Origin of the sequence: Achromobacter sp. D10 (assembly GCF_035282245.1) — a bacterium.
GTDB lineage: Bacteria > Pseudomonadota > Gammaproteobacteria > Burkholderiales > Burkholderiaceae_B > Achromobacter > Achromobacter insolitus.
This window is the reverse complement of record NZ_JAYJLE010000013.1, coordinates 154,762-180,163: the sequence shown is the minus strand read 5'-3', so window position 1 is coordinate 180,163 and position 25,402 is coordinate 154,762. Positions and strand designations below refer to the sequence as shown.

Annotated in this window: 25 protein-coding genes; 16 read left to right on the top strand and 9 right to left on the bottom strand. The window is 66.3% G+C overall.

Features of this window, described 5'->3' with window-relative positions:
* Positions 1-102: 102 nt before the first annotated feature.
* Positions 103-948 carry an IclR family transcriptional regulator gene (locus VCS63_RS25805; RefSeq protein WP_063639839.1) on the bottom strand — a complete coding sequence of 282 codons (846 nt, stop codon included), beginning with the start codon at positions 946-948 and terminating at the stop codon, positions 103-105.
* Between the two features lie 180 nt (positions 949-1,128).
* Between VCS63_RS25805 and VCS63_RS25800 the strand changes: the two genes are divergently transcribed.
* Together VCS63_RS25800 and VCS63_RS25795 are read left to right on the top strand one after the other, a co-directional pair.
* The gene (locus VCS63_RS25800; protein ID WP_063639840.1) at positions 1,129-2,766 is read left to right on the top strand and encodes a GMC family oxidoreductase; all 1,638 of its coding nucleotides are present in this window, start codon (positions 1,129-1,131) and stop codon (positions 2,764-2,766) included.
* 86 nt (positions 2,767-2,852) lie between these two features.
* A complete protein-coding gene (locus VCS63_RS25795) occupies positions 2,853-4,193 on the top strand; it encodes an MFS transporter (protein WP_042793826.1) in 1,341 nt (446 codons plus the stop codon).
* 52 nt (positions 4,194-4,245) lie between these two features.
* On the opposite strand, the gene VCS63_RS25790 is transcribed toward VCS63_RS25795, so the two are convergent.
* The 3 genes from VCS63_RS25790 to VCS63_RS25780 all read right to left on the bottom strand — a co-directional run bounded on the left by VCS63_RS25790 (position 4,246) and on the right by VCS63_RS25780 (position 7,945).
* Positions 4,246-5,256, bottom strand: coding sequence for an aldo/keto reductase (locus tag VCS63_RS25790; RefSeq protein ID WP_323881433.1), 1,011 nt, complete (start codon positions 5,254-5,256; stop codon positions 4,246-4,248).
* 414 nt (positions 5,257-5,670) lie between these two features.
* The gene (locus tag VCS63_RS25785) at positions 5,671-6,723 is read right to left on the bottom strand and encodes a serine hydrolase (protein WP_323881431.1); all 1,053 of its coding nucleotides are present in this window, start codon (positions 6,721-6,723) and stop codon (positions 5,671-5,673) included.
* A gap of 25 nt (positions 6,724-6,748) precedes the next feature.
* Positions 6,749-7,945 carry a pyridoxal-phosphate-dependent aminotransferase family protein gene (locus VCS63_RS25780; protein ID WP_063639841.1) on the bottom strand — a complete coding sequence of 399 codons (1,197 nt, stop codon included), beginning with the start codon at positions 7,943-7,945 and terminating at the stop codon, positions 6,749-6,751.
* 222 nt (positions 7,946-8,167) lie between these two features.
* Between VCS63_RS25780 and VCS63_RS25775 the strand changes: the two genes are divergently transcribed.
* From VCS63_RS25775 to VCS63_RS25745, 7 genes are all read left to right on the top strand, one after another.
* Positions 8,168-8,899, top strand: a complete 732-nt coding sequence (locus VCS63_RS25775; protein WP_042797096.1) for a GntR family transcriptional regulator — start codon at positions 8,168-8,170, stop codon at positions 8,897-8,899.
* Positions 8,900-8,994: 95 nt separating this feature from the next.
* Complete coding sequence (locus VCS63_RS25770; protein ID WP_323881430.1) at positions 8,995-10,566, top strand: ABC transporter substrate-binding protein; 1,572 nt, start codon at positions 8,995-8,997, stop codon at positions 10,564-10,566.
* A gap of 65 nt (positions 10,567-10,631) precedes the next feature.
* Positions 10,632-11,549: an ABC transporter permease gene (locus tag VCS63_RS25765; RefSeq protein WP_063639843.1), complete on the top strand. Its 918-nt coding sequence runs from the start codon at positions 10,632-10,634 to the stop codon at positions 11,547-11,549.
* A 1-nt stretch (position 11,550) separates the two neighbouring features.
* Positions 11,551-12,468 (top strand): ABC transporter permease, encoded by a 918-nt coding sequence (locus VCS63_RS25760; protein WP_323881428.1) that lies wholly within the window; start codon positions 11,551-11,553, stop codon positions 12,466-12,468.
* 2 nt (positions 12,469-12,470) lie between these two features.
* Complete coding sequence (locus tag VCS63_RS25755; protein ID WP_042793831.1) at positions 12,471-13,460, top strand: ABC transporter ATP-binding protein; 990 nt, start codon at positions 12,471-12,473, stop codon at positions 13,458-13,460.
* Entirely contained in the window at positions 13,457-14,428 is a 972-nt protein-coding gene (locus VCS63_RS25750) for an oligopeptide/dipeptide ABC transporter ATP-binding protein (protein WP_313379970.1), read from the top strand. Before VCS63_RS25755 ends, VCS63_RS25750 begins: the two co-directional genes overlap by 4 nt.
* Positions 14,425-15,819 (top strand): M20 family metallopeptidase, encoded by a 1,395-nt coding sequence (locus VCS63_RS25745; protein ID WP_104653541.1) that lies wholly within the window; start codon positions 14,425-14,427, stop codon positions 15,817-15,819. Before VCS63_RS25750 ends, VCS63_RS25745 begins: the two co-directional genes overlap by 4 nt.
* Positions 15,820-15,862: 43 nt before the next feature.
* Here VCS63_RS25745 and VCS63_RS25740 read toward each other — a convergent pair whose 3' ends face one another.
* Positions 15,863-16,483: a TetR/AcrR family transcriptional regulator gene (locus tag VCS63_RS25740; protein WP_063639847.1), complete on the bottom strand. Its 621-nt coding sequence runs from the start codon at positions 16,481-16,483 to the stop codon at positions 15,863-15,865.
* Positions 16,484-16,560: 77 nt separating this feature from the next.
* Here VCS63_RS25740 and VCS63_RS25735 point away from each other — a divergent pair, with 77 nt between their 5' ends.
* From VCS63_RS25735 to VCS63_RS25725, 3 genes are all read left to right on the top strand, one after another.
* Positions 16,561-16,998 (top strand): carboxypeptidase regulatory-like domain-containing protein, encoded by a 438-nt coding sequence (locus VCS63_RS25735; RefSeq protein ID WP_164794933.1) that lies wholly within the window; start codon positions 16,561-16,563, stop codon positions 16,996-16,998.
* A gap of 140 nt (positions 16,999-17,138) precedes the next feature.
* Positions 17,139-17,714, top strand: a complete 576-nt coding sequence (locus tag VCS63_RS25730; protein ID WP_082900715.1) for a hypothetical protein — start codon at positions 17,139-17,141, stop codon at positions 17,712-17,714.
* A gap of 125 nt (positions 17,715-17,839) precedes the next feature.
* A complete protein-coding gene (locus tag VCS63_RS25725; RefSeq protein ID WP_063962384.1) occupies positions 17,840-18,817 on the top strand; it encodes a Bug family tripartite tricarboxylate transporter substrate binding protein in 978 nt (325 codons plus the stop codon).
* A gap of 51 nt (positions 18,818-18,868) precedes the next feature.
* On the opposite strand, the gene VCS63_RS25720 is transcribed toward VCS63_RS25725, so the two are convergent.
* From VCS63_RS25720 to VCS63_RS25710, 3 genes are all read right to left on the bottom strand, one after another.
* Positions 18,869-19,186, bottom strand: coding sequence for a hypothetical protein (locus VCS63_RS25720; RefSeq protein WP_323881426.1), 318 nt, complete (start codon positions 19,184-19,186; stop codon positions 18,869-18,871).
* Positions 19,176-19,682 carry a DUF523 domain-containing protein gene (locus tag VCS63_RS25715; RefSeq protein WP_323881424.1) on the bottom strand — a complete coding sequence of 169 codons (507 nt, stop codon included), beginning with the start codon at positions 19,680-19,682 and terminating at the stop codon, positions 19,176-19,178. The genes VCS63_RS25720 and VCS63_RS25715 overlap by 11 nt, the downstream gene beginning before the upstream one ends.
* 91 nt (positions 19,683-19,773) lie before the next feature.
* Positions 19,774-20,040, bottom strand: coding sequence for a hypothetical protein (locus VCS63_RS25710; RefSeq protein ID WP_042793837.1), 267 nt, complete (start codon positions 20,038-20,040; stop codon positions 19,774-19,776).
* Positions 20,041-20,134: 94 nt separating this feature from the next.
* Here VCS63_RS25710 and VCS63_RS25705 point away from each other — a divergent pair, with 94 nt between their 5' ends.
* Positions 20,135-20,929, top strand: a complete 795-nt coding sequence (locus VCS63_RS25705) for a helix-turn-helix transcriptional regulator (protein ID WP_323881422.1) — start codon at positions 20,135-20,137, stop codon at positions 20,927-20,929.
* A gap of 32 nt (positions 20,930-20,961) precedes the next feature.
* On the opposite strand, the gene VCS63_RS25700 is transcribed toward VCS63_RS25705, so the two are convergent.
* Positions 20,962-22,671: an NYN domain-containing protein gene (locus tag VCS63_RS25700; protein ID WP_323881420.1), complete on the bottom strand. Its 1,710-nt coding sequence runs from the start codon at positions 22,669-22,671 to the stop codon at positions 20,962-20,964.
* A 98-nt stretch (positions 22,672-22,769) separates the two neighbouring features.
* Between VCS63_RS25700 and VCS63_RS25695 the strand changes: the two genes are divergently transcribed.
* The 3 genes from VCS63_RS25695 (at position 22,770) to VCS63_RS25685 (ending at position 25,396) form a co-directional block, all read left to right on the top strand.
* Positions 22,770-23,354, top strand: a complete 585-nt coding sequence (locus VCS63_RS25695) for a GNAT family N-acetyltransferase (protein ID WP_112965669.1) — start codon at positions 22,770-22,772, stop codon at positions 23,352-23,354.
* 204 nt (positions 23,355-23,558) lie between these two features.
* The gene (locus VCS63_RS25690; protein ID WP_063639858.1) at positions 23,559-24,434 is read left to right on the top strand and encodes a motility protein A; all 876 of its coding nucleotides are present in this window, start codon (positions 23,559-23,561) and stop codon (positions 24,432-24,434) included.
* Entirely contained in the window at positions 24,431-25,396 is a 966-nt protein-coding gene (locus VCS63_RS25685) for an OmpA/MotB family protein (protein WP_323881419.1), read from the top strand. Before VCS63_RS25690 ends, VCS63_RS25685 begins: the two co-directional genes overlap by 4 nt.
* The last annotated feature ends 6 nt before the right edge of the window (positions 25,397-25,402 follow it).

Here is a 25,402-nt window from a genome sequence, read left to right as displayed (position 1 = left end):
CCGCGCCTGCGATCTGCTGGCCGCCCACATCCGCCTCACCTACGACGCCGTCGCGCGCCTGCCGCCGGATCTGTTCAATCCGCCCGCCTGAGGGCCACGTGCTCAGGCTGCGCCCGCGCGATGCTGGGCCAGCACCTCGTGCATGGCCCGCGCCGCGCGCTCCAGCGTGGGCACGGCGCGCAGCAATTCGTCGAGCATGACCCGGGCGGTCGGCGCATGGCAGGCCACCGCTGCCACGACGCGGTCGTCCGCATCGCGCACCGGCACCGCCACGGCGCTCATGCCGCGCACGAATTCCTCGTTGTCGATGCCGATGCCGCGCGCAGCCAGCCGGTCCAGTTCTTCTGCCAGACGCGCGGGGTCGGTCAGCGTGCGCGGCGTATTGCGTGTGAGCGGCAAGCGCGCCAGCACCCGCCCGCGCTCCAGCCGGTTCATGGACGCCAGGAACAGCTTGCCGCTGGCGGTGCAATGCATGGGCACGTGGCTGCCTACCGCGAAGAACAGGCGCAAGGGTTCCGCCGTTTCCACGCGTTCCATGTAGATCACGCGGTCGCCGTCCGGCGCAGTGAGGTTGCAGGTTTCGCCAAGGGTGCCGACCAGTTGCGCCAGCACGGCGCGACAGGCGCGCGTGAACGCAGACGCACGCAACGTGGCCAGCGCCAGCGTGGCCGCTTGCGGCCCGGGCACGAAGCCGTTCTCGGTGGGTGTGGCGGCCACGAAACCGGCGCGCTGCATGGCGGCCAGCAAGCGCATCAAGGTGGTCTTGGGCATGTCCAGCCGCTGCGCCAGTTGCGCCAGGGTGGGCGGATGCTGGGCCCGCGCCAGGTGGTCCAGCACCACCAAGGCGCGCAGGGAACGCGCGGCCTCTTGGTGGGTCGTGGCGTCGTCGGTCTGCTGCGCCGATGCTGCACCGCGATTTTGAAACTGAATCTGCATATTCTGTTCCACTTTTCCGCCCCTGCGCCTGTTGTGCTTTGTTCTGCGCGCCTGCTTTCTAGAATCGCCACAAATGCCGCAGCGCCCAAGCGCCGGCATCGATCCAGTATATAAGTGCGCCCCACAACGACAAGCAGGGTAAACGCGCCGTAGGCCAGGCGCGGCGCCCGGCTGCAGGGAGAGCTTGCGGACATGTCCGATACCGTGGATTACATCGTGGTTGGCGCCGGCTCGGCCGGATGCGTGATGGCCAACCGGCTGAGCGCCAACGGCACGCATAGCGTCTGCCTGCTTGAAGCCGGCCCCAAGGACAGCTACCCGTGGATACACATACCGATCGGCTACGGCAAGACGATGTTCCACAAGGTGGTGAACTGGGGCTACTACACCGACCCCGATCCCGGCATGCTGGACCGCCGCATCTATTGGCCGCGCGGGCGCACGCTGGGCGGATCCAGCGCCATCAACGGCCTGATCTATATCCGCGGCCAGCGGCAAGACTACGACGCCTGGGCCGCGGCCGGCAATCCGGGCTGGAGCTGGGACGAATGCCTGCCCTACTTCCGCAAGCTCGAAAACAATGACCTGGGCCCTGGCCCCACCCGCGGTACCGAAGGCATGCTCAATGCCACGTCGATCAAGACGCCGCACCCCTTGGTGGAAGCCTTGATCGATGCCGGGCAAAAGCTGGGACTGCCCCGCTTGCAGGATTTCAATGGCGGCGACCAGGAGGGGGTGGGCTACTACCAGCTCACCACGCGCAATGGCCGCCGCTGTTCCACCGCCGTGGCCTACCTGCGCCCCGCCCAGGGCAGGAGCAACCTGCGCGTGGAAACCGATGCGCACGCCATGGCCGTGCTGTTCGAGGGCCGCCGCGCCTGCGGCGTGCGCTACCGGCGCGACGGCCAGGTCCACACTCTGCGCGCGCGCCGCGAAGTCGTGCTGTGCGCCGGCGCGCTGCAATCGCCGCAGTTGCTGCAGCTGTCCGGCGTCGGCCCGGCCGCCCTGCTGCGCCAGTTCGGCATCGGCGTGGTGCGCGACCTGCCCGGCGTGGGCGAAAACCTGCAGGACCATCTGCAGATCCGCCTGATCTACGAAACCACGCGCCCCATCACCACCAACGACCAGTTGCGCAGCCTGTTCGGACGCGCCCGCATGGGCCTGGAGTGGCTGCTGTTTCGCGGCGGGCCCCTGGCCGTGGGCATCAACCAGGGCGGCGTGTTCTGCCGCGTCGATCCGGCCAGCCGCACGCCCGATACCCAATTCCATTTCGCCACACTGTCGGCCGATATGGCCGGCGGCAAGGTGCATCCATTCTCGGGCTGCACGTATTCCGTCTGCCAGTTGCGGCCGTCGTCGCGCGGCCGCGTGCGCCTGCGCAGCAGCGACCCTTTCGAAGCGCCGTCGATGCAGCCGAACTACTTGTCCACCGAACTGGATCGCGGCATGGCCGTGGCGGCGGTGAAGTACGCGCGGCGGCTGGCCGCCACCGAACCGCTGGCCGGGCTGATGAAGCGCGAATTCCGGCCCGGGCACGAGGTGCGCACGGACGACGAGATCCTGCACTTCTGCCGCGAGTACGGCGCCACCATCTTCCACCCCTCGGGCACCGCCAAGATGGGTCCGTCCAGCGACCCCATGGCGGTCGTGGACGAGCGCCTGCGGGTGCATGGCGTGGCGGGGCTGCGCGTGGTGGACTGTTCGATCATGCCCACGCTGGTGTCGGGCAACACCAACGTGCCGGTGATCATGCTGGCCGAACGCGCGGCCGACTTCATTTTGCAGGACCTCAGGCAAGCGCAGCCACAGGCGCTGCGCGTCGCCGCCTGAATCGGAGATGACGGACCCCGGATAGCGGAACCCCAAGGCGCAGGACAACGCAGATTGATCCACCGCCCCACCAAAGGAGACTAGACATGGCCAAGCAAAACGAAGCCGCGGTGCGCAAAGTCGTCGCCGCGTCGCTGATCGGCGCCACCATCGAGTGGTACGACTTTTTCCTGTATGGCGTCGTCGCGGGCATCGTGTTCAACAAGTTGTACTTCCCCACGGGCGATCCGGTGGTCTCGACGATGCTGGCGTACACCACCTTCGCCGTCGGTTTCGTCACCCGGCCCCTGGGCGGGCTGATATTCGGCCACTTCGGCGACCGCATCGGCAGAAAGAGCATGCTGGTGCTGACGCTGATGATCATGGGCATCGCCACTTTCCTGATCGGCCTGGTGCCCACGTACGACAGCATCGGCATCTGGGCGCCGATCCTGCTGCTTCTGCTGCGCGTGTTCCAGGGGATCGGGCTGGGCGGAGAATGGGGCGGCGCCGTGCTGATGGCGTACGAATACGCGCCGCCCGGCAAGAAGGGCTTCTACGCGTCGTTGCCGCAGATCGGGCTGGCGATCGGGCTGTGCCTGGCCTCCGGCACGGTCGCGCTGCTGTCCACCCTGTTGACCGACGCGCAGTTCATGGCCTGGGGCTGGCGCATCGCCTTCCTGGCGTCGGCCGCCATGGTGCTGGTGGGCATGTATATCCGCCTGAACATCAAGGAAACGCCGGAGTTCGCGGCGGTAAAGGCCAACAACGCCGAAAGCCGCATCCCCTTCTTCGACATGCTCAAGCGCTACCCCGGCAATGTCTTCAAGGGCATGGGCGCGCGCTACATCGACGGCGTGTTCTTTAACGTGTTCGGCGTGTTCTCGATCTCGTACCTGACGCAGACGGTGCAGATCTCGCGCACCGAGGCGCTGATCGGCGTAATGGCCGCGGCGCTCGTGATGTGCTTTTTCATTCCCTTCTTCGGCCGCCTGTCCGACCGCATCGGCCGCACCCGCGTCTATTTCTGGGGTTCGCTCATTACCGCGGCGGCGTCTTTCCCGGGTTTCTGGCTGATGCTCAACAACCAGGGCAGCGTCATGCTGATCTGGCTGGCCATCATCATCCCGTTCGGGATCCTGTACGCCGCCGTTTATGGCCCCGAGGCAGCGCTGTTCTGCGAGCTTTTCGACGCGAAGGTGCGCTACACCGGCATTTCGTTCGTGTATCAGTTCTCGGGAATTTTCGCCTCGGGCATCACGCCCATCATCGCCACCGCGCTGTTGAAGACGGGCGGCGGCCAGCCTTGGCTGATCTGCCTGTACGTGCTGTTCGCGGGCGTGGTGTCGGCTGTGTGCGCCATGCTGATCGGACGCGGTGCGCAGCCCGCTGACATGGAGGCGGCAACGCCGCCCGCCATGCCGCGCGGAGGATGGGGCAAGGCCTGAACGTGAACGCGCCGGCCGCAAGGGCCGGCGCATCGCAACAGGGCTTTGGGCGTCAGGCCGCCGTTACCGGGCGGCCGTAAAACGGATAGTTGGGATCGTTGTAGCCGTGGCTGGACGCATGGCCCGGCGTCACCCAATCGTTGACGATGGCTTCGTCCTCGGCCGTGACTTTCACGTCCAGGGCCGCGTAGTAGTCCTCCATCTGCGCCAAGGTGCGGGGCCCGGCGATGACGGCGGTGACGATGGGGTTGGCCAGCACCCAGGCAGTGGCGAAATGCCCGGCCTGCGCGCCGCGCGTGGCGGCATGGGCCACCAGCTTCTGCGCGATTTGCAGGGATTCTTCGCGGAACTCGGTCGCGAGGATGCGGCGGTCTCCGCGCCCGGCACGGCTGTCGGCCGCGGGCGCCTGGCCCGGCAGGTACTTGCCGGTCAGCACGCCGCGCGCAATGGGACTGTAAGGCACCACGCCCAGGCCATAGTGCTTGCAGGCGGGCAGGATTTCGACTTCCGGGCCGCGATTGAGCATGTTGTAGTAAGGCTGGCACACCACCGGTTGCGGCACGCCCATTTTTTCGCACAGGCGCATCACTTCGGCGATGCGCCAGCCGCGGAAGTTGGACAGTCCGAAGCTGCGCAGCTTGCCCGCGCGGATCAGGTCGCCCAGCGCCCACAGCGCTTCCTCGAGGTTTTCCTCGTGGTAGTCGCGATGCAGGTAGAGGATGTCCATGAAGTCGGTGCCCAGGCGCGCGAGGCTGTCCTCCACGCCCCGTATCAGCCACTGACGCGAATAGTGCGCCTGGTTCGGGCCGGTGCCGACAGCGTTGCCGATCTTGCTGGCGAGCACCCAGTCGTGGCGCTGGCCTTTGAGCAGCTTGCCCACGACTTCTTCGGAGCGGCCGCCGTTGTAGACGTCCGCCGTGTCGATGAAGTTCAGGCCATGATCGCGCGCGGACGCGACGATGCGCGCGGCTTCGTCGTCGGGCGTCTGCTCGCCGAACATCATGGTGCCCAGGCATAGCGGCGAAACCCGGAGATTGCTCCGGCCGAGTCTGCGGTAGTTCATGGTTGGCTTCCTCTCATTTACGGAAATGGATTAGACGCGAGCATGCAACGGCAAGCGCGCGCCAGTCAAATTCGCGTTCCAGGCATTCTTGGTTGGATTGTGGGTGATCGGTTTGTACGGCTGGGGTTCTTCAGCCGCCGGCGTCCGGACTGCGGGATTGCGATGCTCGCCCCGATGGAGCTGCGCTTCGGATCCCTTCGCCCGGCCATCGGCTCACGGCACCTGCCCATGAACGGGGTCCAGAACCAACGCATTGGGCGACTGCCAGCCGAGGACCCCGGAGCCCTACGAAGCGCAGCCCCACCGGGGCGAGCATCGGAATGGCGCAGGGTAGCCTCGGCGGTTTAGAACCCCGGCCTTCGCGTGCTCGAAGCCCCTGGATCCTGACCATCAAGAAGCCAAGCCAAAAATGCTCTAGCCCCCAGCATCGACCGCGCCTAGGATCTTGCCGAACAACGCATCCGCATGCGCCGAATCCAGCCAGCGCACGATCACCACCATCTGCCGCTCCGGCTCCACCCAGGTAAACGAGCTGCCTGCCCCCACGCCAAAGAAGCTGGAAGCCGGCACGCTCGGAAACACGCGGCCTTCATGGTTCAGCCAGATCAGGTAGCCGTAGTACGGCGCGATGGCGCATGGCGTGCGCATGTCGCGGATCCACTCGCTGGACAGGATGCGGCGGCCATTGGCCATGCCGTCATTCAGCAGCATCTGGCCGATCAGGGCCTGGTCACGGGCGCTGATGGACATGCCGCCGCCCCAGTGCGAGCCGCCCGGCACGGACGGCATGCGCTGCCCGTCGATCTCGACCCAGGCATTGTCGTAACCCACCCATTGCCAATCTTCGCTGGCGCCAATGGGCCGCGTGACGGCCTCGCGGAAGATCTCGGGCAAGGGCTTGCGAAACAGGTGCAGCAGCGCGTACGACAGCTGGTTGATGCGCACATCGTTGTATTCCCAGTAGGTTCCCGGACGCTGCAGGGGCCGCGCATCGCCTTTCTTGCCGCCGGGCGGCACACCAAAGGTAACGGCGCGGTAGCGGTCGGCCTGGTCGGATACGCCGAAGCGCTCGCCCTCCCATTCGCTGGTCTGCTGCAGCAGGTGGCGCCAGGTAATGTCGGCGTTCTGCCCTTCGTCAAAGCCGATGCCAGGCACGCGCTTGCCTACGGGTTCGTCCACGTCCGGCAGCAGGCCGCGGTCGTGCGCCACGCCAGCCAGGAGCGCCAGGTACAGCTTGGCAACGCTGAAGGTCAGGTCGGCCCGATCGGGCTCGCCCCAGGACGCGATAGTTTCGCCGCGCACGGTCACTACGCCGGACACCGGGCCGCGGTCGTGGATCGGACCCAACAGGCGGTTCCAGGGCGGCGGATCGTTCAGGTGCACGCCGAAGTTGCCTTTGACGCTGCGGTCCCAGGTGGATTCGTGGTCATTGGCGAACTGGATCGCCTGCTGCATGAGTGCGTTCATTGTTTCCCTCGTTATGTGTCTTGTGTCAGGCCGGGGCGCTTGCGCGTTCCCCGGCCAGGAATTCCATTGCGGCCTGCACCCCGCCCGGACGATGCGGCACGCCTGCCGCGGCCAGGCCCATTTCCACGCCTGCCAGCGTTCCGCACAGCGTGAGGTCGTTGAAGTGGCCCAGATGCCCGATGCGGAACACGCGGTCGGCGAGCTTGCCCAGCCCCTGCCCCAGCGACATGTCGAAACGTTCCAGGACGAGCTTGCGGAAAGCGTCGGCGCCATGGCCCTGCGGCATGATCACCGCTGTCAGCGCCGCACTGTGCGCGGTCGGATCCAGGCTCAGGAGTTCCAGTCCCCAAGCGGCCACCGCGAGGCGCGCCGCTTGCGCGTGGCGACTGTGGCGCGCATAGACCTGCGGCAGGCCTTCCTCGCGCAGCATGGCCAGGGCTTCGTGCAATCCGTACAGCAGGTTGGTCGATGGCGTGTAGGGGAAATAGCCGCGGGCATTGGCGGCGAGCATTTCGCGCCAATCCCAATACGAGCGCGGCAGCCGCGCGTGGTCGGCAGCGGCCAGGGCGCGCGCGCTGACGGCGTTGAACGCCAGCCCCGGCGGCAGCATCAAGCCCTTTTGCGAGCCGGCCACCGTCACGTCCACGCCCCATTCGTCGTGGCGATAGTCGATGGAACCCAGCGATGAGATCGTGTCCACCATCAACAGCGCCGGATGCGCCGCGCCGTCGATCGCGGCGCGCACGGCCGCAATATCGCTGGTCACCCCGGTGGAAGTTTCGTTATGCACGACGCACACGGCCTTGATGCCGTGCGCGGTGTCTTCGGCCAGCCGGGCTGCGATGGCCGCCGCGTCCACCGGATGCCGCCAGTCGCCTTCCAGGAAATCCACTTCCAGGCCCAGCCGCCCAGCCAGCTTGCGCCACAGGCTGGCGAAATGGCCGGTTTCCACCATCAGCACACGGTCGCCCGGAGACAGCGTATTAACCAGCGCGGCCTCCCACGCCCCGGTGCCGGACGACGGAAAGATGACCACCGGGGATTGCGTCTGGAAGACCTGTTTGACGCCTTCCAGCACTGCCAGCCCGAGCGCGCCGAACTCCGGACCCCGATGATCGATGGTGGGCTGGTCTATGGCGCGCAGCACACGGTCGGGCACATTGGTCGGCCCCGGAATCTGCAGGAAATGCCGGCCGGACGGATGACTGTTCAGGGTAAGCATGCGTAGTCCCAAAGTGGAATATTTTTGTATACCAACGAAAGGCGCCAAGCAAACAAGCAGGAGATGCCCGGCATGCGGACTTGCGGCATGCGTCACTCTATCCCATTGTTTTTACGTTAATAACCTAGGGTATACACCCATCGGGCCGGTAACAGGACCGGGTATATAGTCTCGCAAAACACGGGGAATTTTTGTATACCAATGAGCAGCGTTTCCAGCCTGATGCCTGATTCCGGCGCCGCCAGCGTGGCCGCCGAAACCGCGGCGCCGACTGCGGCCCGCGGCGCGGGCAATGGCCGCACGCTGCCCGCCACAGTGGCCGGGCAATTGCGCGAACGCATCATCCAGGGGGAATTCCCGCCCGGCGCACGCCTGAACGAACGCGCGCTGTGCGACTTGCTGGGCGTGTCCCGCACGCCGTTGCGCGAAGCGTTCCGCGTGCTGGCCGCCGAAGGGCTGGTGCAAATCGAACCGAACCGCGGGGCGCAGGTCGTCGCGTTATCGGAAGCGAACATCCGCGAAGCCTTCGAGGTCATCGGCGGGCTGGAAGCCATGTCGTGCCGGCTGGCCTGTGAGCGGGCCACGGACACCGAGATCGCCGAGATCCGCGCGCTGACCTACGAAATGATGGCCAGCCATGCGCGCCACGACCTGCCCACGTACTTCCGCACCAATCGCGAGATCCATGAACGCATCAGCCTGGCCGCGCACAACAGCCTGCTCAAGCAGCTGTACGACGCCCAGAACGCCCGCATCCAGAACCTGCGCTTTGTCTCGAACGAGAACCGGCAGAAATGGGATCTGGCCATGCGCGAACACATCGAAATGGCCGAGGCCCTGGAGGCGCGCGACGCCGACCGGCTGGCGGGCATCATGCGCCAGCACCTGCAGCGCAAGTGCGATGCCGCGTTGAAGACGCTGGGCATTCCACCCGCGGCCGCCGATTCCGGCTGACCCGTGCTCGGGCGCGAGCAGGACAGCGGGCCGCGCCGCCCGCGACCAGATGGCAGATAAGCAGTACGTGCAGTGACTTCCACAGGAGCCTCACCATGACTGATTTCCGCATCACCCCCGCAGCACCCGCGCCGTCCTGGCGCCACGCCGTTCCGCTCAAGGCGCTCGCAGCCGCGGTGCTGGCCTGCGCCACGCTGGCGGCCCAGCCAGCGCTGGCGGGCAAAAAGGACGACACCTTGCGCATGGCCTATGACCAGGCTCCGGAAAGCGTGGATCCTTACTACAACAACGTGCGGATAGGCGTCATCATTGCCGCCAATGTCTGGGACACCCTGCTCTACCGCGATCCGGTCACCAATGAGTACAAGGGCCAGCTCGCCAAGAGCTGGAAGCAGGTCGACGACAAGACCATGGAATTCGAGCTGCGCGAAGGGGTCAAATTCCATAACGGCGAGGAGTTCGACGCCGACTCGGTGGTGTATACGCTGAACTACGTGGCCGACCCGAAGAACAAGGCCGTGACGCAGCAGAATGTGGCGTGGATCGACAAGGTCGAGAAAATCGACAAGTACAAGGTGCGCCTGACCACCAAGGAGCCCTTCCCCGGCGCCAAGGAGTACCTGTCCACGACCGCCGCCATCCATCCCGCTAAGTACTACCAGGAAGTCGGCCCCAAGGGTATGAACGCCAAGCCTGTGGGCTCCGGTCCATACAAGGTGGTGGACTACCAGCCCGGCAAGTCGATCACGCTGGAACGCAACGCCGACTACTTCAAGGAGTCGCCCAAGGCCCAACCCAAGATCGGCAAGGTGGTGATCCGCTTCATCCCCGACCGCCAGACGCAGATGGCCGAAGTCATCTCGGGCGGCGAAGACCTGATCATGAGCGTTCCCAAGGACCAGGCGGAGCAACTGGGCGGCATGCCCACGCTGCAGATGGTCACCGGCAACACCATGCGCATCGTCTTCATGCAGATGAATATCCAGGAAGGCACGCCGGCGCCCCAGCTCAAGGATGAGCGCGTGCGCCGCGCCATCATCCACGCCATCGACCGCGAGTCCATGCTGAAGAACATCGTGGGCGAAGGCGGCGGCCTCATCAACACCATCTGCACGCCGTCCCAGACGGGCTGCACCCAGGACGGCGCGCCCGTCTACAAGTACGACCCGGCGCAAGCCAAGAAGCTGCTGGCCGAGGCCGGCTATCCCAATGGCTTCGACATCGACCTGGTGGCCTACCGTGAACGCAACCAGACCGAAGCCATCATCAACTACCTGCAAGCGGTCGGCATTCGCGCCAAGCTCAACTTCCTGCAATACGCCGCCATGCGCGACATGATCCGGGCCAACAAGGCATCCCTCACGCACCAGACCTGGGGTTCCAACCTGGTCAATGACGTGTCGGCGTCCACGCCGGTGTACTTCGCCTTCGGCAACGACGACATCACCCGCGATCCGCAAGTGCGCGATCTGCTCAACAAGGGTGACCGCACCATCGACAGCGGCGCGCGCAATGCCGCCTACAAGCAGGCGCTCGATCTGATCGCACAGAAGGCCTACGCGGTGCCGCTGTGGACCCTGCCTGCTTACTACGTGGCCACCAAGGACGTGAACTTCAAGCCCTACTCGGATGAGCTGGTGCGCTTCTGGGACATGAGCTGGAAGTGAGGCGCGGGCTCGCGCCGGCCCTGCGATGCGCCGGGCCGGCGTGAACCCAACGAAGAGGAAGCCCTATGCTGTATTTCACGATCAGGCGCCTGGGCCTGGCGGTGCTGGTGGCGCTGACGGTATCCATCCTGGCGTTCCTGCTGCTGCACTTGTCCGGCGATCCGGCTCTCGCCCTGGCCGGCGAAGGCGCGCGCCAGGCCGATATCGACATGATCCGCAAGACCTACGGCCTGGACCGGCCGCTGATCGTGCAGTATGCGGACTGGCTCTGGCATATCCTGCAGGGCGACTTCGGCACCTCGGTGTACTTCAAGACCGAGGCCGGACCATTGATCCTCTCCAAGCTCAAGACCACGCTGCTGCTGGGCCTGGGCGCGCTGGCCTTCGCGCTGCTGATCTCGATTCCGCTGGGGGTGCTGGCCGCGCTCTACAAGGGCAGCCTGATCGACCGCGCCTGCCTGGCCATCGCCGTGCTGGGCCAGGCGCTGCCGAACTTTTTCTTCGCCCTGATCCTGATCATGCTGTTCTCGATATCGCTGCGGCTGCTGCCGGTGTCGGGCAGCGGCAGCTGGCAGCACTTTGTCATGCCGGCCATCGCGCTAGGCTATTACGTCGCCCCGGCCTTCATGCGCCTGATCCGCGCCGGCATGATCGAAGTCCTGGCCGCCGACTACATCCGCACCGCCCGGGCCAAGGGCCTGCCGGCGCGCAAGATCGTCTTCAAGCACGCGTTGCGCAACGCCATCGTGCCGGTGGTGGCGTTGGCCGCGGTGCAGCTGGGCTACCTGCTGGGCGGCTCGGTCGTCATAGAAACCATCTTCGCCCTGGACGGCCTGGGCTACCTGGCCTATCAAAGCATCACCTACAAGGACTATCCCGTGATGCAGCTCATCGTGCTGCTGCTGTCGGTGCTCTATGTGCTGCTGACCCTGGCGGCCGACGTCGCCAACGCGTGGCTCGACCCGCGCATCCGGGTGTCCTGACATGCGCGCGCCCTCCCTGACTCCGTCCGTGCCCGGCGCTCCCGCCACGGCGCCGCTGGAACTGTCCGCCTCTGCCCTGCGCTGGCGCCGGTTGCGCCGCAACAAGGCGTTGCTGGCCGGCGGCGGCATTCTGCTCGTCATCGTGCTGATCGCGCTGTTCGCGCCCTGGATCTCGCCGCACGATCCCTATTACCAGGACCTCGCCTACCGCACGGCGCCCCCCGTCTGGTATGCCAAGGGCACCTGGCTGCATCCGCTGGGCACCGACCAGCTTGGGCGAGACTACCTGTCGCGCCTGTTCTACGGCGCCCGCATCTCGCTGTTGATCGGCATCAGCGTGGCATTGATCTCCGGCCTGATCGGCACGGCCATGGGCATGGCGGCCGGCTACTTCGGCGGCAAGACCGACATGGCGGTGTCGTTCCTGATCACCACCCGCCTGTCCATGCCCGTCATCCTGGTGGCGCTGGCCACCGTCGCCATCGTCGGCGGCTCGCTCTGGGTCGTCATCCTGGTGCTGGGACTGCTCAAGTGGGACCGGTACGCGGTAGTCATGCGCAGCGCCACGCAACAGGTGCGCTCCCTGGAGTACGTGGCCGCGGCGCAAGCGGCGGGCGCGTCCACCTGGCGCATCGTCTGGGGCGAGGTGCTGCCCAACGTGGTGCCGCAGCTGATCGTGATCGCCACGCTGGAGGCTGCCAGCGCGATCCTGCTGGAAGCCTCTCTCTCTTTCCTGGGCCTGGGCGTGCAACCGCCGCTGCCCTCCTGGGGCCTGATGATCTCCGAGGCCAAGGCCTACATGTTCTTTTCATTCTGGTTGATCGCCATTCCCGGATCGGCGCTGGCCTTGTTGATCTTCGCGATCAACCTGGCCGGCGACGGGCTGCATCAGCTGCTGACGCCCGAGGAGAGAGCGTGACCATGATCGACAACGAAATCGTCCTGGACGTGGATGGACTCACCGTCGACATCGCCACGCCGCGCGGCACGCTGCACGCCGTGCGCGACGTCTCCTTCCAGGTCAGGCGCGGCGAAACGCTCTGCCTGGTGGGGGAATCGGGTTGCGGCAAGTCCATGACCTCGCTGGCCATCATGGACCTGTTGCCCAAAGCGGCGCGGCGCGCCACGCGCCGGCTCTCGGTGTTGGGCGAGGACCTGTCGTCCGCGCGCGGGCGGCGCGTCAATGCGTTGCGCGGCAGGAAGATGGCGATGATCTTCCAGGAACCCATGACGGCGCTCAATCCCGCCTACGCCATCGGCGAACAATTGACCGAGCACTATATCCATCACTGCAAGGCGAGCGCGCAACAGGCGCGCGACCGCGCGGTAGAGCTGCTGGAAAAGGTCGGCATTGCTTCGGCCGCGCAGCGGCTCTCGCAGTATCCGCACCAGCTGTCCGGCGGCCTGCGCCAACGGGTAATGATCGCCATGGCGCTGATGTGCGGCCCGGAACTGCTGATTGCCGATGAACCCAGCACCGCGCTGGACGTCACCATCCAGGCGCAGATCCTGCGGCTGCTGGCCGATCTGCAGGCCGAGCTCGGCATCGCCATGGTGCTGATCACACACGATCTGGGCGTGGTGGCGCGCATCGCGCGCCAGGTTGCCGTGATGTATGCCGGCCAGATCGTGGAGGAAGGGCCGGTCGCGGAGCTCTTCGCGTCGCCCCGCCATCCCTACACGCAGGGCTTGCTGGCCTGTATCCCCGTGCCAGGGCGCACGGCCCCCGGCGCAGCGCTGGGCACCATACCGGGCGTCGTGCCCGCGCTGGTCGGCCAACTGCAGGGCTGCGCCTTCTTCGACCGCTGCCCCCATGCGCAAGCGCAATGCCGCAACGAGGTGCCCGTGCATGACGCGGCCTCAGGACAGCGGTGGCGCTGCATCCTCCATCCAGAAGGAGTCCTGGCATGAACCCCTTGCTGCAAGCCGACGCCGTCAGCAGGCAGTTCTCGATCCGCTCGGGCATGTTCCGGCCTCGCAGCACGCTGCATGCCGTCAATGGCGTGGACCTGGCGGTGGAGCGTGGCTCGGTGCTGGGTATCGTGGGCGAATCAGGCTGCGGCAAGTCCACGCTGGCCCGCATGCTGCTGGGGCTGACGCCGCCAAGCGCAGGGGCGATCCGCCTGGACGGACAGGACATCCGCACCCTGGGCCGGCGAGCCCTGGCCCGCCGCGTGCAGCCGATCTTCCAGGATCCTTATTCGTCGCTGAATCCGCGACGCTCGATCGCCTCCATCGTGTCGCTGCCGCTGGAAGTGCACGGCATCGCCAATCCGAAGCAGCAGAAAGCCATCGAGATGCTGGAACGCGTCGGGCTGCCGCCGCGGCTGGCCCACAACACGCCGGGCCAGTTGTCCGGCGGGCAGCGCCAGCGCGTGGCCATCGCGCGGGCGTTGGTGATGCATCCGGAGATCGTCATCTGCGACGAGCCCACCTCGGCGCTGGACGTATCGGTGCAGGCCCAGATCATGAATCTGCTGATGGACCTGCGCCGCGACTTCAACCTGACCTATGTATTCATCAGCCACAACCTGGCCGTGGTCGAGCACATCGCCACCCACGTGGCAGTGATGTACCTGGGGCGCGTGGTCGAGTCCGCCGCCACCGCGCAACTGTTCCATGATCCGCGCCACCCGTACACCCAAGCCCTGCTGGCGTCGGTACTGACGCCCGAACCCGGCCTGGGCATTCCCGATATGGGCCTGGGCCTGTCTTTCCCCGACCCGCTGCGTCCGCCTTCGGGCTGCCCCTTCCATCCCCGTTGCCAGCAGGCCATGGCGCTATGCAAGACTGAACGCCCGGCGCTGACGCTGCGCGCGCAAGCCGTGGTGGCCTGCCACCTCTACCCCTCTTCCTCCGACGGAGCCCAGCCATCATGACCCGTGCACAAGCCATCGCCCAGGCCGAGCAGTGTTTCGATTCCGGCGCATTCCGCGCCCTGCTTGCGCGCCGCCTGGCGCAACCCACGGAAAGCCAGAATCCGGACCGCGCCCCTGAACTCGCCGCCTATCTGGAAGCCGATATCCGGCCCGCCTTCGAAGCCATGGGTTTCACCTGCCGCACGCTTACCCATCCCAAGGCGCTGGCGCCCTTTTTGTATGCGGAGCGCATCGAAGACCCTGCCTTGCCCACCGTGCTGGGCTATGGCCACGGAGACGTGATCCGCGGCCTGGAAAAGGAATGGAAGCAAGGGCTGTCACCCTGGACGCTCACCGAGTCGGAAGGCCGCTGGTACGGGCGCGGCATTGCCGACAACAAGGGCCAGCACACCGTCAACATGGAAGCGTTGAGGCTGGTGCTGGAAACACGCGGAAAGCTGGGGTTCAACACCAAATACTTGATCGAGATGGGCGAGGAAACGGGCTCCATGGGACTGCGCGAACTGTGCGAGGAACATCGCGCGCTGCTGGCGGCGGACCTCTTGATCGCCTCGGACGGGCCGCGGCTGAGCGCCGAGCGGCCCACCCTCTTCCTGGGCGCGCGCGGCAGCCTGAACTTCGACCTCAGCATCGAAGCCCGCGCAGGCGGCCACCATTCCGGCAACTGGGGCGGCCTGATCTCCAACCCCGGCATCCAGCTGGCCCACGCCATCGCCACCCTGGTCTCGCCCACCGGCCAGATCCGCATCCCGGAATGGGTGCCGCGCGAGCTGCCCGATGCGGTGCGGCGCGCCCTGGCCGACTGCCAGGTGGACGGCGGCGCCGATGGCCCCGACATCGAGCCGTGGTGGGGCGAGCCCGGCCTGTCGCCGGCCGAACGCGTATTCGGCTGGTGTTCGTTCGAGGTGCTGGCTTACAAAACCGGCAATCCGGACACCCCCGTCAATGCCATCCCACCCCGAGCCTGGGCGCGCTGCCAATTGCGCTTCGTGGTGGGTGTGGACCCCGACGATCTGGTGCCCGCCCTGCGCCGCCACCTGGACCGCCAGGGGTTTCCCATGGTGAAGATCGCGCTCACGCGTGAAAACATGTTCCGCGCCACGCGCATCGACCCCGACGACGCCTGGGTGCGCTGGGCGGTGGACTCGCTGGAGCGCACGTCCGGCGCCAAGACCGCCGTGCTGCCCAACCTGGGCGGCTCCCTGCCCAACGACATCTTCACCGACGTGCTGGGCCTGCGCACGATCTGGGTGCCGCACTCCTATCCCGGCTGCTCCCAGCACGCGCCAAACGAACACCTGCCGCCAGCGCTGCTGCGCCAGGGGCTGAGCCTGATGACCGGACTGTACTGGGACCTGGGCGCGGGCGGTACGCCGGCGCTGGAGCGTTAAGACCAGCGGCTGTAGCGGGCAACGGCCAAAAAAAAGCCTCCGGCTAGGAGGCTTGTCGTTGTCGTTTCCGTATCCCGTCCAAGAGCAGATCGGTGATGAATTCCGCCAGCACCAAGCGCCGGCCCGCATCCGGCGTTTGCCTTGTGAAGCGTTCGATGATGCCCATCAGCGATTGCGCGAACCAATCGGACGGAATGTCTTCGCGGAACAGGCCGGCCTGCTGTTCGGCGGCCACGTTGCCGGCGATCAACGCCACCAGCTCGTCCTTCAATGCCTCCGCCTCGGCGGCCTGGAAGAAGCCGATGCGGGTCAGGTTGGGATCTTCCTGCAGGATGGCGAGCAAGCCGCTCACGCCCTGGCGGATGCGCCCGGCCAGTTCAGCCCCCTGCAGGTCGTCCGGCAGGCGCGCCTGGCCGATGGCCTGGCGCAGGCGCTGGGCGAACATGCCCACCAGCTCGTCGTAGGCTGCCTGCTTGCTGGGGAAGTACTGATAGAAGACAGGTTGGGTCACGCCGGCCCGGGCGACGATGTCGCTGATCCGGGTATGCTGGAATCCGCGCTCCGCGAATTCCGCCGCCGCGACCTCCAGGAGCTGTAGCCGTGTGCGTTCACCCTTGGTGAGACGCTTGTCTTGCGGTAAAGAAGTGGGTCGTGCCGTAATCATCGCGAGAAAATACTACCCTTCGGCGCTTTTAGCCACTGCTTTCAATGACTGTTTCCAGCGCAGATACATCCATTGCAATGTCATCCCTATGGCGCTTGCCTACTGTGGCTGTCCTGATTCTTGGCAGCCTGATATCGGGCTGCGTGCCCTACCCCGTCTACAAGACCATGCAGCCGGACGCCCAGGCCACCGTGCTGGATGAACATTCCCAGCCCCTGGCGGATGCGCGGGTCGTTCTGATCAGCAGCACTTACCCGTACGGCCGGGAACAATTCCGCAATGAAACCCGCAGCGCTGCCGATGGCAGCGCCACGTTCAAGGCCCTGAAAGAGTGGCGCGCCGAATCGATGATGATCCACGGGGCGCAGGTGTATTTCTGGAACTGGTGCGTGGAAAAGGCGGGTTACGAAACCTACCAGACCCTGGACCGCGATGCCTCGCTCTTCAACGACAAACCGCAGATCCCATTGCGCCCAGGCGAGTCGCGTTCCTGCAACAACTGGCCAGACCGTTAGAACCTGCCCGCCCACGCTGAAATCAGTTGAAATCTCCGTAGCGCTTGAGACACTTTATGGAGGCGGCCAGGCGGTAAAGTAGGACTATCGGCCCGGACCTGGCGTTACGCCGGCTCCCGGGACGGATCAGGAGCAAGATCATGAAGCGGTTTTCTGGCCGTATGGCCATCGTCGCGGCGCTGGCGCTGGCCGTGGCAAGCGCGCCCGCCATGGCCGGCGGGCGTGGCGGCGGTTACTGGGGCGGCGGCCACGGCGGGTATCACGGCGGTGGCTATCACGGCGGATATCACAATTACCATGGCGGCAGCAGCAGTTCCGACGGCTGGTGGATAGGCGGCGCCTTCGCGCTGGCCACCATAGGCCTGCTGCTGGCGGCCGACTCCGGGCCCACTTATACCCAGGCCGGCGTCTACTCGTCGGGCGTGGGCTACACCAGCCCGCCAGTCTACACAGCCCCCGTATACAACGCCCCGGTATACGAGGCGGCTCCCGTTTACAGCGCGCCGCAGCCTCAGTACGAGCCGGTGCAATATGAGTCCACGGCGCCCGTCAACAGCGCCCAGGCCAGCGCCACCCTGGACTGCCAGCGCTGGGCCATGAACCAAAGCGGTTACGACCCGGCCACCATCACGCAATGGACCACCCAAGTCATGGTGGATTCCTATAACCGCGCGCTCGATTCCTGCATGACCAGCCGCGGCTACCGCGCCCACTGAAAGCGCATACCGGGTATTCCCGCTTGCCCTGCCGCGCCGGCCTGCACACACTGCATGCCGGCGCGCCTCATTGAAGGGCCGCCGCGTCCTGGCGGATCGGCCGCCGGGCATATAAAGGGGAAAGCATGTTGAATTTCAAGCGGATCGCGGGGGTGTGCGCCATCGGCGCAGCCTGCGCATTCTCTGCCGCCAGCTACGCGCAGTCCGACGCCAAGTCCCAGGCCATGACCATCGTCGTGCCCTACGGCGCGGGTGGCATCGTCGACAACACTGCGCGGGCCTTCGCGCAGAAGCTTGCGGCGGAACTGGGCCGGCCCGTGGTGGTGGAGAACCGCGGCGGCGCCGGCGGCATGATAGGCATGAACACGGTTGCCCGGGCGCATGACGAGAACACCCTGGCCTTTACGGCCGTCAGCCCGGTCACGCTGTCGCCGCACGTGATGAAGACACTGTACGACCCCTTGAAGGACCTGGCGCCCGTGGCCGCCGTCATGTATTCGCCAGTCTATCTGGTGGGTGGCCCGAAGTTCACCGGCAAGACATTCCAGGACATGCTCTCCCAGGCCAAGGCCGACCCCGGCGGCCTGTCGCTGGCGACCGCGGGCGTGGGTTCGCTGGGGCACCTGATGCTGGAGCAGATCAATGGGCAGGCCGACGTGCGCATTACCCACGTGCCGTACAAAGGCATGGCGCAGATGGTGCCCGATGCCCTGGGCGGCCAGTTCACCCTGATGCTGGTCAATGCGTCGGGCCCCATCAATGCGCTGATCGATGAAGGCAAGCTCACCCTGCTGGCCGTGGGCTCGCCGGCCCGCCTGCCAGCGAGACCAGGCACGCCCACGCTGGCCGAATTGGGCTATCCCATGGCCAACATGACCTCTACCTTTGGGTTTTTTGCGCCCGCGACCACCAGTCCGGACTTCCGCAAGCGCATGAACGGCCTGATCAACCGCATCGCCGCCATGCCGGACATCAGCAAACCGCTGACGGACGCGCTGAATATCATGTCGCCCGGCACCGTCGAGCAGTTCAGCGCCCAGGTGCAGAAGGAGTACGCGGACAACGGTCAGATCGTAAAGCGGGCCAATATCCGCAGTGAATAGACGGCGGTGAATCGGAGGCGCCCAGTCAAACGCGCCCAGGTGGCAGGCGGCTCAGCGCCGCCAGCCACGCCAGGCGCACAGCAGGCCAAAGACCAGCAAAGCGCCGGCCGGCAGCACCCAGACGAACCCCGAATCCGTGTAGACCACCTGATCTACCGGGTCGTAATAGCGGCCCAGTTCGTTGAAATCCCACTTCAGGTACTGCGCATGCCAGATATAGAAAAAAAAGGCCGACAACGCGAGGCTCATCCCGGCAGCCAAACGCAACAGGCCCGTGCTGCGTCCGGCGCGCGCCGCAATCTTCCATGTCAGGACTGCGCATCCCGCCACGCCCAGCAGCATGAGCAGGTCGCCGGCATCAAGGCCCATCGGCGGCCTCCAGGCGGGCCAGACAGTCCTGGGCTTCCTGCCATTGCTTTTCACTGAAGACGCGCAAGCCCGCCCGCGCCAGGAGCTCTGCCGTCACGCCGACTCCGGGCTGCCTGCGGCCAGCAAAATAGCCGTCGTATACATAGCCGCTGCCGCAGGATGGGCTGCCCTCCTTGAGGACCGCAATGCCGATCGCGTGCTTGCGGGCGGTTGCCAGCGCGGCTTGCGCGCCTTGCACAAAGGGTGCCGTCACGTCCTCGCCTGAAACCGCCACCACGCGGGCACGGCCGGCCAATACCGCCGCCGCGTCCTCGGCCGGCTCTATCTCCGCAGGTGGACGCGGGACGGGCATGCCGCCCGCCATTTCCGGGCAGACGACGACCACCCGGCCCTCTTCCCGCCACCGGGCAAGCACGGGATTGTCATGGGAAACGCCACGGCCGTCGTAGCGCACGGGGTTGCCCAACAGGCAGGAACTGACCAGAACATATTGCATGCGTCGTCCGACATGAGGGGCCGCAAGCCCCGGATCCAAGCACGCATGATAGAGCACCGGTGCCGCAATCCGGCTGCTCGCCAACCCTGCGTCAGCTGCCGGCGGCACCCATTTTTCGCATCCAGGCGCGCAGAGCGGGATCACGGACCTGCAGCACATCGAACAGGCCCAATGCGTTCAGGGCGGGCAATGCCGCCTGGATGTCCTGGCGCGCATCGGCCAAAGCCTGGGCCGATGCCTGCGGGTCGAGGCAGACGCGGGCATTTGCAAGAAATGCCCCAACGGTCCCCTTGCGTACGACCACTCCATTGAAGTCTCCTGCCTCCATGCCGTCCGGCAAGACATCGTGTGCTTTCATGCGCTGCTCCAGTTGAATCCATACAGGGTTACGATAGATCCGCCGGCCTGGCAAAACTGCGTTGTTATGGCCATTCAATACGGTGTTTCTGCCAATGCCACATCCTGCTTCCCCACCGCCCCTGCTGGATCCGGCGCTCGCCCGCTCCCGCAGCGGCCCCCGCTTGATCGCCGTGCGCCTCGAGGACGGCGCGCTGCGGCACACCGCCTTGCATCGGCACGCCAGGGGGCAATTGCTGGGCGCCCAGCATGGTTTGTTGACGGTTTACGCCGGCGACCAGCAATGGGTGGTGGCGTCAAGGCAAGCCGTCTGGATTCCGCCCAATCACCCGCATGGCCTGTACTCCCATGGGCCCTATGCCGGCTACAGTGCCTATCTGAGCCCGGCGGCGTGCGCGGGCCTGCCGGCAGCCCCCTGCGTGCTGCATGCCTCCGCCCTGCTGCTGGCCGCCGTCGACCGCGCCTCGTCCTGGCGCGACGACAAGACCAGTCCTGCGCGCAGCCGTCTCACAGAAGTGATCCGGGACGAGATCCGCACCTTGCCGCGTGCCGGCCAGGCCCTGCTGCTGCCCGGCGACCCGCGGCTGCAGCGGCTGGCGCTAACGCTGTCGGCCCAGCCTTCCGACCTGCGGACGCAGGACCAATGGGCTGCCTCGATCGGCATGTCGCCGCGCACGCTGGCTCGCCGCTTCCTGGCGGAAACCGGGCTGACCCTGGGTGCGTGGCGACAACGCGCCCGGCTGATGCGGGCGCAGGAATTGCTGGCTGAGGGCGCCGCCGTGACGACGGTGGCGCTGGAACTGGGTTACGACAACGTCAGCGCCTTCATTGCCATGTTCAAGCGCGAACTGGGCGCGACGCCAGGCCGCTACAGCGGCCCGGCCAACTAGGGCGTGTCAGCCCCTCGCACCCATTCGCGGACTCACGACTCTTCGGCCTTCTTGCTGGCGCGGCGCGCGCGCGGGGCTGCTTTGGCGGCAGCCTTGCCGGCAGTCTTCGAGGCAGGCTTGGCGGGAGCCGGCGTATCGGCTGCCGCCACCGGCTCAGCCGCAACCGGAGCAGCCGTCGCGGTCTTGGCGGCAGTCTTCTTCGCAGGAGCGCGGCTGCGGCTTGCGGCCCGCTTCGCAGCAGGCTTGTCCGCCGTGGACGAGTCAGCGGCCGGGCTGCTGGCCTCGTCCCGGGCGGCCGCCCGGGCCATGCTGCCCTCGAACGGATCGGATACCTTGGCAGGCGCCTTGCCGGAAGATTCGCGGCGGCTTTCTGCCGCCGGTTCGGCAAAGGTCCATTCGGCGATGTTCACCGCGGGCAAGGGCTGGCGCGCTTGCGGCAAGGGCTTGGGCATGGGCGGCAGCCGGGAAGGCTGGAAAGGCTTGGGCGCCTGCGCCCGCGCCAGCGCATCCGCCCGCATGGCGTCGACCCTGGCGGCGTCCGCTTGATCTTCCGTTTGCCTGGCAACGTCGGCGGCCGGCGCAGCGGGCGTCTGCACGGCCGCAGCCACCGCGGCCGGCGCTTCGGATGCCGCTTGGGAGGACGGACCCGGCGCAGCCGCTGCCCAAGCCTCGGCAGACGTGGCAGCGTTCTCGCCGCTTACGTCGCCAGAACCTTGCTCGGCAGCCTGGCGATTGGCCTTGGCCTCCCCGCCGGACTTGCGGCCGCCGCGCGATTTACGGCCAGACCGGGAGCCTGATTCTTCCTGGACCGCGGCGACTTGCGTATCGCCCGTGTCGGTCACGGCCGGCTGGCGAGCCGGCGCGGTACGGGCGCCACCGTTGACCGTGGCACGATCCGCCGCTGGCGCGCCACCCGCGCTGTCGCGGTACACATAGGTGCCGGCGTTTTCCTCGCGCCCCACTTCCAGAAGGCCGCGGGACTGCGCCTCGTCCAGCAGATTGCCGAAGGCGCGAAAGCCGTAGTAGGACTCGTTGAAATCGGGTCGGCGGCGCTTGAGCGCGTCCTTCAAGGCCGAAGCCCAGATCTTGCCGCTGTCGCCGCGTTCGGCCATGAGGTCTTCGAACGTTTCCGCGACCATCTCCACGGCCTGGGTCTTGCGGGCCTCGAGTTCTTCCTTGCGGCGGCGTTCTTCGTCGGGCGTACGGCGTTGCTGGTTGGCTGCGCCGCCGCGATTGTCGCGGCGCGCGTCCGCCGCGCGCTGGCCTTCGCGCGCCAGATCGTCATAGAAAATGAACTCGTCGCAGTTGGCGATGAGCAGGTCCGAGGTGGACTGCTTCACGCCCACGCCGATCACTTTCTTGTTGTTCTCGCGCAGCTTGGACACCAGGGGCGAAAAATCGGAATCGCCGCTGATGATCACGAAAGTATTGACGTGCGACTTGGTATAGCAGAAGTCCAGCGCGTCCACGACCAGCCGGATGTCGGCCGAATTCTTGCCGGACTGGCGCACATGTGGAATCTCGATCAGCTCGAAGTTGGCCTCGTGCATGGGGGCCTTGAATTCCTTGTAGCGCTCCCAGTCGCAATAGGCTTTCTTGACCACGATGCTGCCCTTGAGCAGCAGCCTTTCCAGCACCGGCCGGATATCGAACTTCTGGTATTTGGTGTCGCGCACGCCCAGCGCCACGTTCTCGAAATCACAGAAAAGCGCCATGCTGACGTTTTCGTTGGGGGTATTCATGGTTTGCTCCAATGCTGCGGCAGCCGGGCTGAAGCCGCCAGATGACGCCCATGATATACATATCTGCCTCCCGTCCACCGCGCGCCGGCCCGGCAACCATGCCCGACACCCCATTGTTCCCGCCTCTTTTTACCGACCGCCTTGTCCTGCAACCCCTGCAAATCCAGGACGCCGACGCCATCCAACGCGTCTTTCCCCAATGGGAAATCGTGCGATTCCTGGCCGACCAGGTGCCCTGGCCCTATCCGGCCGACGGGGCGCGCGTCTATCTGGAGCAGGTGGCGGTGCCCGCCATGCGCCGAGGCGAGCAATGGCATTGGTCGATCCGCACCCGCGCCCAGCCCGATGTGCTGATCGGTATCGTCAGCCTGATGGACGACGACACCGGAAACAACCGCGGCTTCTGGCTGGACCCCGTCCACCATGGCCGCGGCTACATGACCGAAGCCAGCGAGGCCGCCACCGCCTACTGGTTCGAAGTGCTGGGCAAGCCCGCGCTGCGCGCGCCCAAGGCCCTCGCCAACGTGGCCTCGCGCCGGATCTCCGCGCGCGGCGGCATGCGCCTGATCGCCACGGAAGAGCGCGGCTACGTCAGCGGACGCCTCCCCACCGAAATCTGGGAGATCACCCGGGAAGAATGGATCGCCCGGCACGGCCGCGGGCCGGGCGCAAGCCCGGCATGAGGCAGGTTCGGGGCGGCCGGGAATTCCAGGCCCAATCCGCCCCCATTTATTTCAGCAGGGCGCCCGCCCGCTAGATCGTCCAAGCCGTCGCTTACCGCCCTTTTCGCCCCTTTTTCCGGCCGATTGACCTGGGCCGGCGCTGGCTAGAATTCCCGAAAATCCGGCATTCCGCACACGGGATGCCCTCGTTATCGGGCAAGATCCATGAATCCGTCTACCGTCATCGGCGCCGCCGTCGGCCTGCTCACCCTGGTTATCGTCGTGGCCCTGGCCGCCACCGACCCCGGCATGTACATCAACCTGCCCGGACTGGCCATCGTATTGGGCGGCACCGCCGCCGCCGTATTCATCGCCTATCCGTTGTCCGAAGTGCTGCGCGTCTTCAAACTGGTGCGCACCGTGTTCCGCAATGACCAGCACGATCAGCAGCGCGACATCGAAGAACTGGTGTCCATGGCCCAGCTGTGGATGAACACGGATGTCCGCAAGGTCGAACAGGAACTCAAGAAGGTCAGCAACCCGTTCCTGCGCACCGGCGTGCAACTGATCATCGACAACACGCCCGAAGACCAGATCATCGAACTGCTGCAATGGCGCGTGGCGCGGCTGCGCGCCCGCGAGCAGGCCGAGGCCCAGATGTTCCGGGTCATGGCCACCTTCGCGCCCGCCTTCGGCATGCTGGGCACCCTGGTCGGCCTGATCAACCTGATGTCGGTGCTGGGAGAAGGCAGCATGCAGACCATCGGCCAGCAACTGGCCATCGGTCTCATGACCACTTTCTACGGGATCCTGCTGGCCAACCTGGTCTGCAAACCGATCGCCCTCAAGCTGGAACGCCGCACCGCAAGGCGCGTGGAATCCATGAACATGGTGCTCCAGGGCATCGCCATGATGTGCGAAAAACGCGGACCCGCCGTGGTGCGCGAAACCCTGAATTCGTTCGTGATGCACGTCGAAGACGAAATCTACGATGGCGGCGTGGATGCCAAGCCCCAGGCTGCGCCAACCAGGGCCGAGGCCCAGGCCAAGCCGGCCACCCAGCCTGTCTCGATCGCCCGCCCTGCCGCCGCGCGCCAATGAGCCTGATTTCTCCCTCCCTGGCGCAGCGGATCGAGCAGGCCCGCCAGGCCCAGTTGCGCGCCGAGAAAGCGGCGGCCAATAGCGGCTGGCGCCCCAGCGAAAGCGACCGCAAGGATCGCTACGCCCGCTGGCACGTTGAAGAAACCATCGAGCAAGACTCCGAAAACTGGCTGCTCAGCTACCTGGACCTGATCACCCTGCTCCTGGCCATGCTGGTCGTGTTGCTGGCGTTGACGCGCCTGCACGGCGGCGCCTTCGGCCAATCGGAACAGCCGGTGGAGCTGGTCGGCACGCTGGCTGCCAGCGGCCTGCCCACGTATGACGGCGAGTACTCCGAGTTCGACGCCGTCCACATTCCGGCAAGCTGGGCCCAAGCTGAAACGCCCCCGCCCGCGACCGCCGTTGCCGCCGTCCAGCCGGCGCATTCCCAGGAAGGTGAAGTCGTGGCCGAAGCAGCCCCGCCCCTGCGCGCTCCTTCCAAGGAATCGCTGGGCCTGGGCGACCTGGGCAAATCGGTCGATGTGATCATCAACGAACAGTCCGTCAGCTTCCGCATCAGCAATGAGTTGCTGTTCCCGTCCGGCCAGGCCACGCTCAGCCCCACCGGCCTGGACGTGATCAAGCGCCTGGCCGCCATCCTGAACAAAAATGAGTATCAGGTCTCGGTCGAAGGCCATAGCGACCCGGTGCCCATCCAGACCCGCCAGTTCGCATCCAACTGGGAACTGTCCAGCAGCCGCGCCACCAGCGTGCTGCGCGAATTGGTTCGCGACGGCGTGTCGGCGCAGCGCCTGCGCGCCGTCGGCTACGCCGAAACCCGTCCCATCGAGTCCAACGACACCCCGGCCGGCCGCGCCGCCAACCGGCGCGTCGAGCTGATCATGGACATCACGGCGCCGCAAAAAGCGGCACAGGGCGCCACCGCAACAGCGCCCGCGCCCGCCCCCGCCGCCAAGTCCTGAGGCGGA

Excerpts from the sequence above, each read along its gene's own strand:
- VCS63_RS25770 (WP_323881430.1), top strand. The coding sequence starts at position 8,995 with ATGACTGATTTCCGCATCACCCCCGCAGCACCCGCGCCGTCCTGGCGC.
- VCS63_RS25720 (WP_323881426.1), bottom strand. The coding sequence starts at position 19,186 with ATGGGCCTTGATGCCGGCGACCTGCTCATGCTGCTGGGCGTGGCGGGA.
- VCS63_RS25780 (WP_063639841.1), bottom strand. The coding sequence starts at position 7,945 with ATGCTTACCCTGAACAGTCATCCGTCCGGCCGGCATTTCCTGCAGATT.
- VCS63_RS25685 (WP_323881419.1), top strand. The coding sequence starts at position 24,431 with ATGAGCCTGATTTCTCCCTCCCTGGCGCAGCGGATCGAGCAGGCCCGC.
- VCS63_RS25750 (WP_313379970.1), top strand. The coding sequence starts at position 13,457 with ATGAACCCCTTGCTGCAAGCCGACGCCGTCAGCAGGCAGTTCTCGATC.
- VCS63_RS25775 (WP_042797096.1), top strand. The coding sequence starts at position 8,168 with ATGCCTGATTCCGGCGCCGCCAGCGTGGCCGCCGAAACCGCGGCGCCG.
- VCS63_RS25800 (WP_063639840.1), top strand. The coding sequence starts at position 1,129 with ATGTCCGATACCGTGGATTACATCGTGGTTGGCGCCGGCTCGGCCGGA.
- VCS63_RS25690 (WP_063639858.1), top strand. The coding sequence starts at position 23,559 with ATGAATCCGTCTACCGTCATCGGCGCCGCCGTCGGCCTGCTCACCCTG.
- VCS63_RS25735 (WP_164794933.1), top strand. The coding sequence starts at position 16,561 with ATGTCATCCCTATGGCGCTTGCCTACTGTGGCTGTCCTGATTCTTGGC.
- VCS63_RS25710 (WP_042793837.1), bottom strand. The coding sequence starts at position 20,040 with ATGAAAGCACACGATGTCTTGCCGGACGGCATGGAGGCAGGAGACTTC.
- VCS63_RS25725 (WP_063962384.1), top strand. The coding sequence starts at position 17,840 with ATGTTGAATTTCAAGCGGATCGCGGGGGTGTGCGCCATCGGCGCAGCC.
- VCS63_RS25730 (WP_082900715.1), top strand. The coding sequence starts at position 17,139 with ATGAAGCGGTTTTCTGGCCGTATGGCCATCGTCGCGGCGCTGGCGCTG.
- VCS63_RS25740 (WP_063639847.1), bottom strand. The coding sequence starts at position 16,483 with ATGATTACGGCACGACCCACTTCTTTACCGCAAGACAAGCGTCTCACC.
- VCS63_RS25715 (WP_323881424.1), bottom strand. The coding sequence starts at position 19,682 with ATGCAATATGTTCTGGTCAGTTCCTGCCTGTTGGGCAACCCCGTGCGC.
- VCS63_RS25705 (WP_323881422.1), top strand. The coding sequence starts at position 20,135 with ATGCCACATCCTGCTTCCCCACCGCCCCTGCTGGATCCGGCGCTCGCC.
- VCS63_RS25700 (WP_323881420.1), bottom strand. The coding sequence starts at position 22,671 with ATGAATACCCCCAACGAAAACGTCAGCATGGCGCTTTTCTGTGATTTC.
- VCS63_RS25795 (WP_042793826.1), top strand. The coding sequence starts at position 2,853 with ATGGCCAAGCAAAACGAAGCCGCGGTGCGCAAAGTCGTCGCCGCGTCG.
- VCS63_RS25785 (WP_323881431.1), bottom strand. The coding sequence starts at position 6,723 with ATGAACGCACTCATGCAGCAGGCGATCCAGTTCGCCAATGACCACGAA.
- VCS63_RS25760 (WP_323881428.1), top strand. The coding sequence starts at position 11,551 with ATGCGCGCGCCCTCCCTGACTCCGTCCGTGCCCGGCGCTCCCGCCACG.
- VCS63_RS25755 (WP_042793831.1), top strand. The coding sequence starts at position 12,471 with ATGATCGACAACGAAATCGTCCTGGACGTGGATGGACTCACCGTCGAC.
- VCS63_RS25790 (WP_323881433.1), bottom strand. The coding sequence starts at position 5,256 with ATGAACTACCGCAGACTCGGCCGGAGCAATCTCCGGGTTTCGCCGCTA.
- VCS63_RS25745 (WP_104653541.1), top strand. The coding sequence starts at position 14,425 with ATGACCCGTGCACAAGCCATCGCCCAGGCCGAGCAGTGTTTCGATTCC.
- VCS63_RS25695 (WP_112965669.1), top strand. The coding sequence starts at position 22,770 with ATGCCCGACACCCCATTGTTCCCGCCTCTTTTTACCGACCGCCTTGTC.
- VCS63_RS25765 (WP_063639843.1), top strand. The coding sequence starts at position 10,632 with ATGCTGTATTTCACGATCAGGCGCCTGGGCCTGGCGGTGCTGGTGGCG.